Source organism: Pseudofrankia coriaricola, assembly GCF_032027725.1.
Taxonomy (GTDB): domain Bacteria; phylum Actinomycetota; class Actinomycetes; order Frankiales; family Frankiaceae; genus Pseudofrankia.
Genome location: NZ_JASNFO010000040.1, coordinates 141,476 through 156,107, shown reverse-complemented (window position 1 = coordinate 156,107; position 14,632 = coordinate 141,476). Strand labels below are relative to the sequence as shown.

The window sequence follows — 14,632 nt, the reverse complement described above, 5'->3', positions numbered from 1 at the left end:
GACTGGTACCGGCTGCTGGATCTGGCCGGGATGACCGACACCCTGATCGCCGACGCCGACGGGGTCTACCACCCGGCGATGTTCAACGACCGGATGCTGCTGGGGCTGAAGGGCACCATGTCCGAGGTCTTATGCCGACGTCGGCATAAGACCTCGCTCATCGTCGCCTTCAAGCCCAGCACGAGGCGGTGAAGTCGGCCAGGTCGTAGACACCGTCCGCGTCGACCAGCAGCGTCCCGGTCAGCCGGGCCAGCTCCAACAGCCGCTGGAAATCCGCCGACGACCGGGACAACCGCGAGACCTCCAGCGCGAAGATCGCACCGACCTCGCCGAGGCACACCCGGGCGCTTACCTCCCGGAACCCCGCTCGATGGGCCGTGTCCTGCCCGGTGATCCCCAGGTCCGCGTCGATCACGACGATCCGGTCCGCCGGCCAGCCCAGCTGTCGCGCGGTGTCCGCCAACGCGTACTGCCGCGCCGTGGACTCGGTGTTTCCCACCACCTGCCGCAGCGAGGACTGGCGGACGTACACCAATGCCAGCCGGTCCCAGTGCGAAAACATGATCTTCGATGTGCCGTTCATGGCAGCCTTCCAGCGCCGCGGTGGCCATGTTCGCCACCGCTATGACCCGCTCGACCGTGCGCCATAGATCGTTCATCCGCGTCACAGGCTCCCGCACAGCCCACATCGACCCCCTCACGGCCTACCCGCCGACCCGCGCGCCCTGCTCGCGACGGCGGGCAAGCGCATCGACCAGCACCTTGAGCTCGACGAGAGCCTCCCCGGCAAGCCGGTGGGACAACGGATCACCCCCACGGTCGGTCCACGACTCACCGACCCGGACCCGCCCGGTCGGGCCGCCCTCACACACGAAGACAACTACCCCGCCACGGACACCGACCCGCTCGACCCGCAGCACCTCACCGCGGAGCGGATGAAACGGATGCGTGACCCGAACCGAATCCGAACAGTCAATAGAGAAACGGCCCCTTGACCTTTCGGCGCCGGGTTAGCCATCGGGCCCGAGAACATCCCTCCAAGTTCCCCCCAACTGCGCTGGGGATACGACAAGGCGCCTCATGGCGCAACACCTGTAGATCGTGACGTGATCGACCTCGAGGCCGCGTTCGGCCAGCAGCTCCTCGACGTCGCGGTAGGACAGGGCGAACCGCAGGTACCGCCGTACTGCCAGAACGATCACCTCGGGTGGGAAGCGGAACCCGGCAAACTCCGAGGCCGGGACCACAGGTCGTACACGCCGACGACGCACTACTCGATCATGCCTGAGCGACCAGCTTGACCGCCGTCCCCAGCGAACGCAACAGCGCCTTCGATGGCCGGGTGCTGTTCGAGGGCGGCGAAGCCGGTCGCCGCGAGGGCCGGGCCCAGGACATAGGTCCGGTGCACCGGGTCCCGTACGACGAACCCGAAGTCGCAGAGCACAGCCAGGGTGGCGTGCGCCGAGGCGATGTTCATTCCGAGGCGCTGGACCAGCTCGCTGATCATGAGGCCCCGCGACGGGTGCGCGGTGAGGAAGGAAACGATGTCTGCCGCGCGGGTGGGCGCGGGCCGGGCCATGCAGCCAAGATAGCGAACCCCGACCAGGTCATGGGCTTGACTCCAATATGAGGTTTGCTATAGCAATACTCCATGGCCACTTTGTCGGGACGTGTCGTTGTGGGCAGCGACGATGGTGACGCGGGGATCGGTCTGGATCTCGCCCAGGCCCTGGTCTAGGCAGTCGGGATGGATGCGGTCCCGCAGCCGCTCGAAGGGCGGCATGGCGCGCGTCCTCGCCGTCGAGGCCGCTCGACACCTGCGACCCGGCGGGGTCCGCGACATGGCTGTGACCGGTTCTGCCGTGAGCCGTGCCGTCGTGTTCAACGGGGACGAAACCTGGGAGCTACGCGAGCTCCCGGTGCCGGACCCGCAGCCCGGCGGGGCGGTCCTGCGGGTGGAGGCGACCGGTCTGTGCCACAGCGACGTCGACCATTTCCGCAGCCACGTCCCCACCTCGTGGGGCGGTGCGTTCCCCTCCATCGCCGGCCACGAGATCGTCGGCCGGGTCGAGAAGACAGACCTAGCCGCGGCCCGCCTGGACGCGCCGCTGTGTCCCGTCGCGACCACCCGGGTCTCGCGGTTCTTCTCTATAGCAGATTCCGAACGGACCCCCATCCCACTGCAGGAGTTCGGCGGCGCGAGGGGCCGACTCGCCGAGCTCTTCGGACCGCCAGCAGAGAGCTGACGGAACCGTGCGGGACGGAAAGAAAGGAAGACCATGACGTTGTTACCGGGTCGATCCAGGGCGATAGTGTGCGGAATCGCACTGTCAGCGGTGGCTGTTTTATCTGTCACCTCTGTCACCTCTGTCGCCCAGGCGGAGCCAGGGAAACCAGTCCGGGAAAGAATCCTTGAGATCAACATGACCAACACGCCGGATCTCAAGGAGGGACAGCCGGCAGTCGTCATCAACCCGAAGAACCCCAGGAATCTGGTCTTCACCTCGACGGTCTTCCAGCCGCATCCGGGTCTCTATCCCATCGGGGAGTGCTTCCTCGCCTACTCCCAGGACCGGGGCCAAACCTGGACGCGGGTGCCCTGGCCCCTCGGCGACCGGCCTCAGTGCGGCGAACCGAACGTTGCCGTCGATGCCAAGGGAACCTTCTACATCCTCAACAATCAGGTCGGCCCTGACTCCACGGCCAACCAGACGAACAGGGTCGTGGTCTCCCGGTCGCTCGACGGCGGCCGGACGTGGTCCGGCCCGGTGACGACGCCGCTCGTGCTCAGCGGTGCGCCGAAGCTACGCGTGGACACCGCGACCGGCAAGGTCTACGCGGTGGGCGGCCTCAAATGGCAGTACCCGAGCGCGGTGTCCGTCAGCGCGGACCGCGGTCAGACCTGGGGCTCGCCCAGGCTGATTCCCGGCCCCCAACCCTGTGTCGTGGTGTCTCCGCAGGCTCCGCCCGCCTGCGGCTACCCAGGTCGTGAGCTCGCCGTCCACGGCGGAATCCTGGTCTCCGCGAGCCAAGAGAGCGTAGTGACGCTGCACGTCAGCCGCGACGACGGGCAGACCTGGACGGACCTCCCAGTGACCGGCGGCAACGGGACCCCGGTCCCGGCAGGAAGCGGACCGCTCCTGCCGGTCCCGCAGCAGCGAGGTGCTGCCGACCCCATCCCCTGGGTATCGGCCGACCCATCACAGTCCGGGCGATTCGCCGTCATGGTCCCCAGGGACGGCAACCTCGAGGTATACGTCACCAAGGATGCCGGTAAGACCTGGACCGGACCGGCCGTGATCGCCGCCCCAGATGCCCAGCGGCCGTGGATGGACTTCGGCCCGAATGGCTATCTGGGCGTGATGTGGAGGACATCCGCGGTCGACGCGTTCTCCGTCGTCTCCTTCGATCACGGACGATCGTTCAGCGCACCGGTGAAGGTGAACCGCGAAACCGAGCCGGCCGCGCACGCTGGACCTCCCGGTGACCGCTGGTCCTGGATCGCCCTGGACGACAACTACGCCTACGTCACCTGGTCCGACGGCCGAGACAATGACCTGACCGAACTGGACGCGATCTTCAGCCGGGTTCCGCTTAGTCTTTACCGCAAGCCCGGACGCTGAGCCGGCGCTCTGCCTGGGCCGGCCGGGTCGACCTGCGAGTCCGGGTCGACCCGGCTGCCCGGTGACGGCAACTGATTGGTGGATGGTGCCCTCAACACCGGCGCGGGTCGCGTAGCGCTGTTTCCAGGCGTCGTGGTCTGGTCGGCGCGGGCTTGCTCGACCGTTTCGTGGATGTCACGGGGACGCAGCATCAACTGGCGACCATTCCGGGTAGAGCGGGTGCATTACGCACGGACGGGACATGGCTGGCAGGCCGTGACAGGGAAACGCACGACGATCGATTCCCGGCCGCGTTCGCTGCAGGGCGTGTAGCGTGCCAAAACTCGATTTGGGGGCTTGACCTGCAGTTTTGTTCTTCGATCAAGCGGCGCGGTGGTACTCGTTGATCACGCCGCTCAGGACCTCGTGGCGGCGGATCGGGCTGTCGAGGGGTACGACGGTGGCGGGGTCGTGATTCGGCGGACGCTGGTCTCGCCCCTGGTGGGGTCGGTGGGTGTTGTTGCGACACGAAGTCGCACGTTGTGAGTGAGCTCGTGGAGGAGGTTCGACGTATGTCGAAGACGTAGCTCCGGGTCTGCGTTCGACCTGTCCCCACTGTGGCGTGCGTGGCCGGTTCCTGATCGGTCGGGTGCGAAGCCCACGGGAAAGCCCAAGGACCTTCGTCCCAGCCAGGACGGTCACAGGTGAGGGGAAGGACCGGTAGAGGGCGACTGTCAGGGAACTCTTGCTGATGCCTCGTTACACCGACATCCCGGGCTGGGACGTGGCACCTGTGGGGTGTCAAAAGTCAGCCTGGGCCCGTGACCTGGGCTGATGCGATGGCCCAGTCGTCGGCATGATGGTCAACCATGTCCGTGCGCCTGCATTATCTAATCTTCGTTCGGGTGTGTGGCTGGCTGATGCTGCTTGGTCGTTCGTCGGCGTCCAAGGACATCGAGCTGCTTGTGCTGCGGCACGAGGTCGCGGTGCTGTGCCGTACCCAGCCCAAGCCACGGTGGGGGACTGGGCGGACCGGGCCGTGCTCGCCGCGCTGATCCGGCTCCTGCCGCGCAGGCTTCGGCTGCAACGGTTGGTCACTCCTGGCTCCGTTCTACGGAGCCAGCACGCGTGGGCAAGGCCGGGACGGCTACGCACTGCAATCACGATCGGGGGTGTTGGCGTGGCCATAGCGGCTGGGCAACTGCCGCTAGCGGGACCGGATGTGTGCTCATTGTGTGTACGGACGGCGCGACACGATGCGGCATTCCGAAACCCCAGATGACAGCAAAATCGGCCATCACGTGGACGAATGGGCAACGCGCGGCATGCGCAAACACGGAGAAACACCCAAATGGCCGACTTGTAATCGGGCGGCTAAAGAAGTTCTGAATGTGTTGCGCGCAGCTGGCTGGCGGATCCATGACCTGCGGTTTTGCGTTGCTGGCATGGTATTTCGTGCTGATGGCCGTTAGGCGCGTGTGATCGGACGGCTGTGGGGGCTTTTTGCGCCTTGGGCGGGGCTGGGGGAGGGGTGCTGGTGCTGACCGAGGGATGGCTCGGTGCGCTGTCCGACGGCACTCTGGGTCTGTGCGGTGCGGATTTTGGAGAGTGGCAGAACCTCGCTGGGACCAGCTGGCTGAGGGAACCCTGGCCGGTCGGCTCCTCCCGGGGCGGTTGCGGCCGTTGTCGCCGCCAGAGGGCCGTAGGAAAGTCGATCCACTGTTGTCCACGCCGTTGACGATGTCGCTCGGCCATGATGATCATGAGTGGTGGCTGGTCGGCTGGTGCTCGCCCGAACTCCCGAAGGAGGGGCGCCGGTCCTGGTGTGGCCGGGGTGGGGTCCAGTCCAGGGTGATCACAGTGTCGTGGCGTGGGCTGCCGCCGCGCGTAGCCTGCAGGCATCGTTTGGTGCGGATTTCGGCTCCCTGTTGGCGGCCTGGCTCTCGGGCCCGTGAGCTGCATGTTGGGACCGGCTGAATGCCGGCCTTGCTCGTGCTTGATCGTGGTGAGTCTCAGGTGGGCGTGATCTTGTGCTTGGGGAGGGAACGCGCTCGAGACTGCTGGCGAGGGCAGTGTCTCTGTTCCTGCCTGGTGGAGCGTGATCCGCTCGTCGCCGTGATGCGCAGAGACGTAGATGTCACGGCTGCAGGTGACATGATGATCATGTCGGGTCAGTCTTCGCCTGTTGGCGCGGTCAGCCTGGGGCGCCTGGTCATCGCTGCGCCCCGGTCGCCGTAGCCAGGAGCGACAGGTCGAAAACCTCGCGTAGACCGATCATGTATGAATGGGTGAATCCCCCTCCGCCTTGATCCCCCATAGCCGGGGCCCCGCGAGCTCAACGTTGTAGGCGAGTAGCCGTCGCTGTCGCGCTGGCGTCGCCACTCCTGAGCCTTGCGGCAGGCCAGGCGGGCCGGGACGAATCTCTGTGGTGCCACGTCTCGGTCTGTGGACAGGATGTGGCTACGCAGGAGGGCGTAGCCAGGCTGTGCCACATCGACGCAGGTCAGGGCATATATTGATCTATAGGTGTCAAGGTCTTTCAAATCTTCGAAGGTACCAACCAGGTCCAGCGCCTGGTGATCAGTCGCCACCTGGCAAAGGCCTGATCAGCGCCTGTTTTCGCAGGTCAGCGGTACTGCGCGGCACGCCGTGGCCGCTCGGGCGTGATCGTGTTGCGGTCCGGTCCTGGCCCGCTGCGTCCGGCCGTGTCCGGCTGCCCGTGGCAAATACGTGGCAATGATCATGGTCCTGTGGGTGCTCGTCAGAGTCCGAAGCCCGAGTTCCGCAGTTGGTGGTCACACGAATGCGATGATCATGGTGTTGGCCTGGGGAAATGCGTGTCGGGCCGGGAGAGGGCGTGTGTCCACGCCCCGGCCGGCCCTGAAGAAGGCTGTCGCGGGGTGATCAGCTGGGGTCGAAGGCGGTGACCCGGGCGGGTGGTGGGACGGAAACGCCCTGGTAGATGGCCTTCTGGGCGGGGCTGAGGGTGGTCGTCTGGGCCACGGTGCCGGCGGGTCCGGTGAGGGTGATCTGCATGATCCGGCCGGTCTGGCGGCGGATCGTGCGCCAGGTTTCGCCGGATCGGCGTTCGGCGATCCGGATCAGCAGGAGCGCGAGCCAGCAGAGCAGGACGTGGGCGCGGATGCGGTGCTCCGCGTCGATCGCCTGCTGCAAAAGCTGGTCGCGGACCTCCGCCGGCAGCGACGCATGCACCACCACCTCGTCCTGCCCGTCCGCGCCGCGGACGCTGACCTTGGCGTCCGGCTCCGCGGCGAAGATCCGGTCGGCCGGCTTGGTCACGAAGGGAACCAGCAGGCTGAACACGCCGGAGACGATCGCGACCGCCAGCGCCGGGTCGGGCCCACGATGCGGGGAGTCACCAGCGGCCGAGACCGACAGCTCCGGAAACGGCGCACGGCTCGCGTCGACGAGCCGGCGCAGCTCGGCGGACGGCAACCAGTCCGACTCAATCGTCAGCGCATCGTCGTTCGCCATCTCCATGTACTCCTTCGCTCACGCAGCCAAACCGCAGCGTCCCAGACACTCGAGCAGCCCGCTCTTCACCAAGAGATACCAGGGACACAGTGTGACGGCAGCGAGCAGGCACCCCGCCCCCCCACATCGGCCGGCCCAGGCATATCCAGGCCTGTGAGGTCCCGCTACCGCGCTGCTGGTCAGTCGGATTCGGATCTGTCGCCATGCTGGTCATCTGGTGCCTCCTCTACCTGCGCGTATGCACAGAGTGCGACAATGGAGTTACACCGTTGTTACACGCCGAGCGGACGCCGCAGGCGTCAAGCGCCCACCGAGCCGTGCCCGACAAGCCCGTTTCCGTCGTCATGATCGGGGACAGAATGTAACTGGCAGTGCGCGTCTCGTCTGGGGGTTGTGGATGGGGTCTGAGCGGGCGACGCCGAGTCGGGATCCGCCGGCGGTGGTGGTGCGAACGGAGTTGCTCCATGAGACGGAGCAGACCCGGGTGTCGCGGCTGGTGTTCCCGGCTGGGAGCGTGATCCGGAAGGAACCCCTGGGGCCTGACGCGCAGCGGCGGTTGCGCCATGACCTTGAGATTTTGGAGCGGTTGTCGGGGGTCGAGGGGGTTGTGCAGCTGGCGGTCGACGTCCCGCGGTGCCCGGGGTCGGTTCTGCTGGCCGATGTCGGTGGCACGGCTCTGTCCGAGCGGGCCACCCCGCTGGATCCGGCCGATTTGGTCGATCTGGCCGGGTCGCTCGCGCGCGCTGTGGCGGGGATGCATCAGCGGGGTGTGATGCACCGGGATATCAGCCCGGCGAACATCGTGCTGGGTGGGGACGGGGACGCGCCGTATCTGATCGACTTCGCGTTGGCGACGACCTTCAGGGAGGTCCATCCGGGGTTCATCCATCACAGTGAGGTTGTCGGGACGATTCCGTATCTGGCGCCGGAGCAGACGGGCCGGACTGGTCGCCCGGTTGATCAGCGGGCCGATCTGTACGCGGTGGGGGCGACCCTGTATGAGATGGCGACCGGCGCGCCTCCGTTCGGTGTCGGCGACCCGATGCGGATCATTCACGGTCATCTCGCGCGGGTGCCGACGCCGCCGTCGGCGGTGAATCCGTCCGTGCCGGCCGGACTTTCGAGGATCATCATGCATCTCCTCGAGAAGGAGCCGGATGACCGTTACCAGAGCGCCGACGGGCTGGTTCACGATCTCACTGTGGTGCGCGGTGGCGGCGCGCTGGTGCGTCTCGGTGAGCACGATCTTCCCGCCCGGCGGCTGACGCCGTCGCGGCTGGTCGGGCGTGATCAGGAGATCGGTGAGTTGGGTGCGGCGTTTGTCGATGCGATGGCGGGTCGTTGTCGTGGGATCCTCGTCGGTGGCGTGCCGGGGGTGGGTAAGACGTCCCTGGTCAACGAGTTGCGGCCGGTCGTGGCTGGTAGCGACGGCTGGTTTGTGGCCGGCAAGTTCGACCAGTATCGCCGTAATCAGGACTATGACGGTGTCTGGCAGGCGTTTCGGGCGTTGGGTCGGCTGCTGCTGGCCGAGCCCGAGGACTATCTGGCTGAGGTGCGGGACCGGATCCTGCGGATGTTGGGACCCAACGCCGGCCTTGCCACCGCCACCTTGCCGGAGTTTGCGGCGCTGCTGAAGGTTCCGCCCCAGCTGGGGGATCCGATGACCTCGCAGGTGCGAGTGCGGCGGGTCGGACTCGGGATACTGCGCGCGGTCGCCTCCCGGAAACGGCCGGTGGTGCTGTTCATCGATGATCTGCAGTGGGCGGGGCGGACTCCGTTGGGCGTCGTCGATCTGATCCTTGGCGAGGAGGAGCCGGTCGAGGGGTTGTTGCTGGTCGCCGCCTACCGGGACAGCGAGGTGGACGCGACGCATCCGATGGCGCCGATGCTGGCCCGCTGGCGTCGTCAGCCGGGCGGGCCGTATCAGCTGCGGTTGGGCAACCTACCGCAGGCCGGGCAGGCGGCGATGGTGGCCGACCTGCTGCGCCTGGCTGCGCGACCGGCCGCGGAGCTGGCGGGGGTGATCGCACCATCGACCGGAGGTAATCCGTACGACACGGTGGAGTTGCTCAACACGCTGCGACGCGACGGCGCGCTGGTCCCCGAAGCCGGCGGTGCGCGGTGGGACGAAGCCGCGCTGCGCCGCGAGCTCGACCGCGTGGATGTGACCGAGCTGTTGGCCGCCCGGGTGGCCCCGTTGCCGCCGGTCACCAGAGGGGTGCTGGCGGCGATGGCGTGTATGGCGGGCCGGGTGGAACTTGACCTTTTGGCGGCCGCGACCGATCTGTCGGCGGACGAGGTCGAGCGGCGGCTGGCCCCCGCGTTGACCGACGGGTTGCTGGTGTTGGAGTCCGACGGCCCGCCGAGCGTGCGGTTTCACCACGACCGGGCTCAGGAATCGGTCCTGAAAGGCCTGAGCTCGCATGCGCGGCGCGCTACGCGGTTGTGCCTGGCTCGGCACCTGGCCGACCGGCCGGAGTTCTTCGCCGTGGCGGCGGAGCAGTACCTGCTCGTGGCCGACGTCGTGCACGCGGCCGAGGAACGCCAGCTGATGGCGGGGCTTTTCCGGCGCGCCGCCGACGAAGCGCAGCTGCTGAGCAACTACCCGCTGGTCGAGAGGTTCCTGGCCGCGGCGGTGACGCTCGTCGATCCGGCCGACACCGACCAGGTGATCACGGTCCGGACCGGCCGTCACGCCGCCTTGTACAGCCTCGGGCGGCTTGAGGAGGCGGACGAAGAATACCGGACGATCGCCCGGCTGTGTAGCGATCCGGCCCGACGCGCGGCCGCGACCGTGGTGCAGGTCAGTAACCTTACCAACCAGGGCCGCCTTGGCGAGGCGATGCGGCTCGGCCTCGAACAGCTGCGGCAACTCGGCCTCGCCTCCCCGGACCGCGACCACCTGGATGCGGAGATCGACCGCAAACTCGACGCGCTCTACCTGTGGATCGACCAGACCAGCGAAGCCGACGATCTGCGACGACCGGAAATCACCGACCGTTCGCGCCTGGGCGCCATCAAGCTCGTCAACCGGCTCCTGCCCCCGGCGTTCTTCTCCGATCAGCCGATGATGGAGTGGCTGATCGTCCAGGCGCTGGAGATGTGGGCAGGAGATGGCCCGGATCCCCGCCTGGTCGGCCCGACCAGCGACGCCGCGCTTGTGACCATCGCCCGCCGGAACGACTACCGCACCGGGTACCGAATGGTGCGGCGGATCCTCGCGGTCTCTCAGGAGCGCGGCTATGAGCCTGAGGTGTGGCACGCGTGGTTGATATACGTGCTCAGTGCCGGTCACTGGTTCGACCCGCTCGAGGACAACCTGTCCGTGGCGCGGCGCGCGCTGGAAGGCCTCATCCAGGGCGGTGACCTGCAGAACGCCTGCTGGACCCACCGTCCGCTGCTCGATGGCCTCCTGGACTGCGCGCCCTCGCTCGACGCCTTTGCCGCTGAGGCCGACGAAGCGCTGGCATTCGCCGCCCGCACCGGCAATGGCCTCGCCGAGGAGATGTTCAGAGCGTACCGCCAGCTGGCCAGCGCGCTGCGAGAAACGGACGTCGGCTCCGCGGCCGACGATTCGGCGGCTGACGATGCGGCCTGGCTGGGCCGGCTGGCCGCGAATCCGATTGCCGCCGCCGACCTGCATCTCACCCGGGCGCTCGCCGCGGCCATCCTTGATCGTCCGGCCGAGCTGACCCGGCATACGGCGGCCGTGGTGCCGTTGCTGCCATTCGTCCGAGCGGCGCATCCGGCGGCATTGGCACACCTGCTGCGCGCCCTGGGGTTGGCCGGGCAGGCCCGCGCGGCGGACGCAGGTGAGCGCGGCGCGATACTGGCCGAGTTGGACAAGTCGATCGCATGGCTGGCCGCTCGTGCGGCCGACGCGCCGGTCAACTTTTTGCACCTGCTGCGTCTGGTGGAAGCGGAACGGGCCTGGGCCGCCGATGACTTCCGCGAGGCCTCGTACACGTTTGACAGGGCGCTGCGAGAGGTCTCCGGGAAGGGACGCCCGTGGCACCAGGCACTGATCATGGAACGTGCCGCACGGTTCTGCCTGGACCACGGCATGGAAGGAGCCGGGCACGCATTGCTCGTTGCGGCTCGCAGCCGGTACCTGGCCTGGGGAGCGACCGCGAAGGTCAGCCAGCTCGACTGGGCCCACCCGACGCAACGCGTCGAGCCAGCTGGCGTGGAGCCGGTCACACAGCCACCGGCCGAGCCTGCCCGCCGCTCCACCGTCACCACCGGCACCATCGACCTGCTCGGTATCGTCGCCGCTTCCCAGGCGCTCAGCTCCGAGACCAGCATCGACGGCCTCCGGAGCAGGGTCGTGGGAATCCTGTCGGCGATGACCGGCGCCACCGGCGTCCACCTGCTACTGCGTGACCAGCAGGAACACAACTGGATGGTGCCCGCGTCCGACGGCGGCGCCGTCTCCCTCCAGGAGCCCAACCAGCAGCACCTGGCGCCGTCCTCCGTCGTCTGGTACACCGAACGCACCCGCGAACCCGTCGTTGTCGCCGACGCCACCCGCGACGACCGATTCCGACGCGACCCGTACTTCACCGGCCTCAACCACTGCTCAGTACTGGCCGTCCCCATTATCATCCGGGGCGAGCTGCGGGCAGCGCTCCTGCTGGAGAACCGGATGATCCGCGGTGCATTCTCCACCGAACGCCTCGAAGGGATCCGGCTCATCGCCGGGCAACTGGCGGTCTCGCTCGACAACGCCTTGATATACGCGTCGCTGGAACGCAAGGTCGCCGAACGAACCCAGCAACTCGCCGCCGCCAACCAGCGACTAGAACAGCTCTCGGCTACCGATCCTCTGACCGGGCTCGCTAACCGACGACGCTTCGAAGACGCCCTCGACACCGCATGGCACCGCGCCCGACAGCGGGCAATGCCTATCGCGATGGCCATGTGCGACATCGACCACTTCAAGCTCTACAACGACCACTTCGGACACACCGCCGGCGACCGATGCCTTCAACAAGTCGCCGCCTGCCTGGCCGAGAACATCCGCGTCCCCCTCCTGGCGGCACGCTACGGCGGTGAGGAGTTCGCCATCGTCATGCCGGGCACCGACTCCGACACCGCCGCCCAGGTAGCCCAACGTCTCTGCACCGCTGTCGTCGAGCTGGCAGAACCACATCCGATGGTCACCAACCACATCGTCACCCTGAGCATTGGCGTCGCCGCGATCACCCCCAACCCCGATGACAAACCGGAAACGCTCGTCGACCTCGCAGACGTCGAGCTCTACCGAGCCAAGCGCTTCGGACGCAACAGGGTACAAGTCGCGCGCACCGTATCGATATAAACACGGGACATCCCAGGGTGGACGGCACGGACGAACTGTCAAGTACCGAGTTCTTTTGGAGAGCTGGCTGTCACGCACCGACGGGTTTCCGGGCGACCTCGATCTTGTGGTGGCCTGCCGCGTAAGCGGCCTCGTACCCGGCCGGCGGGACCATGTCGATTTCTCCGTGTAGCCGCCGATCGCTATACCAATCGATGTACTCGGCGATGGCGATCTCAAGATCGGCATGGCCCGTCTACGGCCCCTTGTTACGGATCAACTCAGCTTTGAAGATCGAATTGAACGCCTCCGCCATCGCGTCGCAGGAATCACCGACCGAGCCCACCGACGCGACAGCCGCCGCCTCGGCGCCATCCGCCGGCCGGACTCGCTGACCCGGACCTCACCCTCGTGGCGCTGTTTCTTCTTGCACTTCACGCAGTAGCCCTCATAGCTCTGGACGCTTTCAGTCACCGGACTCCCTTTCCAGATCCGTCGCCTGGGTTGTTGGGCGGAGTGGGGCGGTCGCGGTCTTACAGTCCCGGGCCGTCGGCGCGCGAGGTACACGCGGCGCGGCGCCAATGCCAGCCCAGCGATCCAAGCGGTGGCTCCGCAATCAGCTCTGAGGACACGTCCGGATAGCGCAAACCTCGCGGTAGGCACCGCCCGAGACAACGCTGAGCTTGGCGCGCCTCACGACCACCGCCGCGTCGACTGCCAGGACAACCTGTGGTGTGCCAGCTGTGTCATTCATTCGGCATCCCTGCGCAAGGCGGGAACCAAGTTCGGCTTGGGAACGGATGCCGAGCTTGGTGAGCGCCGGCAGGGGTGACGTCCACCAGCGACCTGCGAGTTCCTGCTCGGCGCGGGCGGGGCGATCTCCCGAGGCCGCTGACGCTCTCGGGGACGGATCCTTTAGTCAGGCGACGAGGCGCTCGCCGGTCTTCGGGACGAACAGGTGTACCCGCTCCGGGTCCACCGCAAGCGATACCCTGCTGCCCTTGGCCGGTGCCCGGCGTGGGTCCACCCGGGCGACGACCGGCACCGCCCTCTCGGCAGACAGCGCCAACTCGCCGTGCAGGTACGCGTCGGCGCCGAGCTCCTCGACCACGTCCACCCGGACCGGCACGCCGTGCTCGCCAGCGCCGATGACGCTGAAGGATTCCGGACGGATCCCGACGGTGACCAGCTCGGTGCTGCCGAGCCGGCCAAGCGCGTCCCGAGCCACCGGGACCTCGTAGCCGTCGATGGCGATCCCAGTCGCCGTCACCGGCGCGTCGAACAGGTTCATCGCCGGGGAACCGATGAACCCGGCGACGAACGCGTTCGCCGGCCTGTCGTAGAGCGCCAGCGGACGGTCTACCTGCTGCAACACACCGTCCTTCAGCACGACCACCCGGTCGCCCATCGTCATCGCCTCGACCTGGTCATGGGTGACGTACACGGTGGTGATGCCCAGCCGGCGCTGCAGTGCGGCGATCTGTGTGCGGGTGGCCACCCGCAGCTTCGCGTCCAGGTTCGACAGAGGCTCGTCCATGCAAAAGACCTGAGGCTGCCGCACAATCGCGCGGCCCATTGCTACCCGCTGCCGCTGTCCACCTGACAGCGCCTTCGGCTTGCGGCCCAGAAACGGCTCCAGGTCGAGCATCTTGGCCGCCTCCTCGACCCGACGGTCGCGCTCGTCCTTCGACACCCTGGCGATCTTCAATGCGAAACCCATGTTCTCCGCGACGGTCATATGTGGGTACAGCGCGTAGTTCTGGAAGACCATCGCGATGTGCCGGTCCTTTGGCGCAACATGGCTGACGTCACGGTCACCGATGCGGATTGCGCCGGCGTCGACCTCCTCCAGCCCGGCCAGCATCCGCAGGCTGGTCGACTTCCCGCACCCAGACGGTCCGACGAGGACCACGAACTCGCCATCCTCAATGTCCAGATCGAGTTCATCCACCGCTGCCCGGTCTGAGTCGGGATAGACGTGGGTCGCGTGGTCGAAGGTGACACGGGCCATGATGTTTCTTTCCTTTCATCGGAGGAATGTGCCGGACGATCCGACTGAATCCGTGCGTCGCGCACGAACGTCGGTCGCCGCTTAGCGCTGTGCGTCTGTGCTGGCGTCGTCCGTGCCGTCCAACGACGTGGTAAAGCTCGGGGGCGCGGCATTGTCGGGCAGGTGCGCCATCTTGGCGAGCGCATCTGGACTGGACCAGCGTTGGCCCCGGCCAGCGCAATACCG

8 protein-coding genes and 3 pseudogenes are annotated in these 14,632 nt (G+C 67.2%); 5 read left to right on the top strand and 6 right to left on the bottom strand.

Annotated elements, in window-relative coordinates:
- A partial coding sequence (locus QOZ89_RS22280) for a hypothetical protein (protein ID WP_312624962.1) occupies window positions 1–192 on the top strand: 192 nt, incomplete at its 5' end.
- Here QOZ89_RS22280 and QOZ89_RS22275 read toward each other — a convergent pair.
- From QOZ89_RS22275 to QOZ89_RS22260, 4 genes and pseudogenes are all read right to left on the bottom strand, one after another.
- Complete coding sequence (locus QOZ89_RS22275; RefSeq protein ID WP_071049906.1) at window positions 170–583, bottom strand: recombinase family protein; 414 nt, start codon at window positions 581–583, stop codon at window positions 170–172. The genes QOZ89_RS22280 and QOZ89_RS22275 overlap by 23 nt on opposite strands.
- Before the next feature lie 121 nt (window positions 584–704).
- Window positions 705–977: a DUF5372 family protein gene (locus tag QOZ89_RS22270; protein WP_274536555.1), complete on the bottom strand. Its 273-nt coding sequence runs from the start codon at window positions 975–977 to the stop codon at window positions 705–707.
- Between the two features lie 114 nt (window positions 978–1,091).
- A pseudogene (locus tag QOZ89_RS22265) lies at window positions 1,092–1,247 on the bottom strand (IS6 family transposase); the annotation flags it as partial.
- A 23-nt stretch (window positions 1,248–1,270) separates the two neighbouring features.
- On the bottom strand, window positions 1,271–1,579 hold the full coding sequence (locus QOZ89_RS22260) for a helix-turn-helix domain-containing protein (RefSeq protein ID WP_071049909.1): 309 nt from the start codon (window positions 1,577–1,579) through the stop codon (window positions 1,271–1,273).
- Window positions 1,580–1,862: 283 nt separating this feature from the next.
- Here QOZ89_RS22260 and QOZ89_RS22255 point away from each other — a divergent pair.
- The 3 genes and pseudogenes from QOZ89_RS22255 to QOZ89_RS22245 form a co-directional block, all read left to right on the top strand.
- A pseudogene (locus QOZ89_RS22255) lies at window positions 1,863–2,093 on the top strand (alcohol dehydrogenase catalytic domain-containing protein); the annotation flags it as partial.
- A gap of 186 nt (window positions 2,094–2,279) precedes the next feature.
- Window positions 2,280–3,623 (top strand): sialidase family protein, encoded by a 1,344-nt coding sequence (locus QOZ89_RS22250; protein ID WP_071049911.1) that lies wholly within the window; start codon window positions 2,280–2,282, stop codon window positions 3,621–3,623.
- Between the two features lie 848 nt (window positions 3,624–4,471).
- A pseudogene (locus QOZ89_RS22245) lies at window positions 4,472–4,749 on the top strand (integrase core domain-containing protein); the annotation flags it as partial.
- A gap of 1,757 nt (window positions 4,750–6,506) precedes the next feature.
- Here QOZ89_RS22245 and QOZ89_RS22240 read toward each other — a convergent pair.
- Complete coding sequence (locus tag QOZ89_RS22240; RefSeq protein ID WP_131803937.1) at window positions 6,507–7,097, bottom strand: hypothetical protein; 591 nt, start codon at window positions 7,095–7,097, stop codon at window positions 6,507–6,509.
- A 397-nt stretch (window positions 7,098–7,494) separates the two neighbouring features.
- On the opposite strand from QOZ89_RS22240, the gene QOZ89_RS22235 reads away from it, so the two are divergent.
- A complete protein-coding gene (locus QOZ89_RS22235) occupies window positions 7,495–12,417 on the top strand; it encodes a diguanylate cyclase (RefSeq protein ID WP_312624956.1) in 4,923 nt (1,640 codons plus the stop codon).
- 898 nt (window positions 12,418–13,315) lie between these two features.
- Here the strand turns inward: QOZ89_RS22235 and QOZ89_RS22230 are convergent.
- Entirely contained in the window at window positions 13,316–14,407 is a 1,092-nt protein-coding gene (locus QOZ89_RS22230; RefSeq protein WP_312624954.1) for an ABC transporter ATP-binding protein, read from the bottom strand.
- Between the last annotated feature and the right edge of the window lie 225 nt (window positions 14,408–14,632).

Excerpts from the sequence above, each read along its gene's own strand:
- QOZ89_RS22275 (WP_071049906.1), bottom strand. The coding sequence starts at position 583 with ATGAACGGCACATCGAAGATCATGTTTTCGCACTGGGACCGGCTGGCA.
- QOZ89_RS22260 (WP_071049909.1), bottom strand. The coding sequence starts at position 1,579 with ATGGCCCGGCCCGCGCCCACCCGCGCGGCAGACATCGTTTCCTTCCTC.
- QOZ89_RS22250 (WP_071049911.1), top strand. The coding sequence starts at position 2,280 with ATGACGTTGTTACCGGGTCGATCCAGGGCGATAGTGTGCGGAATCGCA.
- QOZ89_RS22240 (WP_131803937.1), bottom strand. The coding sequence starts at position 7,097 with ATGGCGAACGACGATGCGCTGACGATTGAGTCGGACTGGTTGCCGTCC.
- QOZ89_RS22235 (WP_312624956.1), top strand. The coding sequence starts at position 7,495 with ATGGGGTCTGAGCGGGCGACGCCGAGTCGGGATCCGCCGGCGGTGGTG.
- QOZ89_RS22230 (WP_312624954.1), bottom strand. The coding sequence starts at position 14,407 with ATGGCCCGTGTCACCTTCGACCACGCGACCCACGTCTATCCCGACTCA.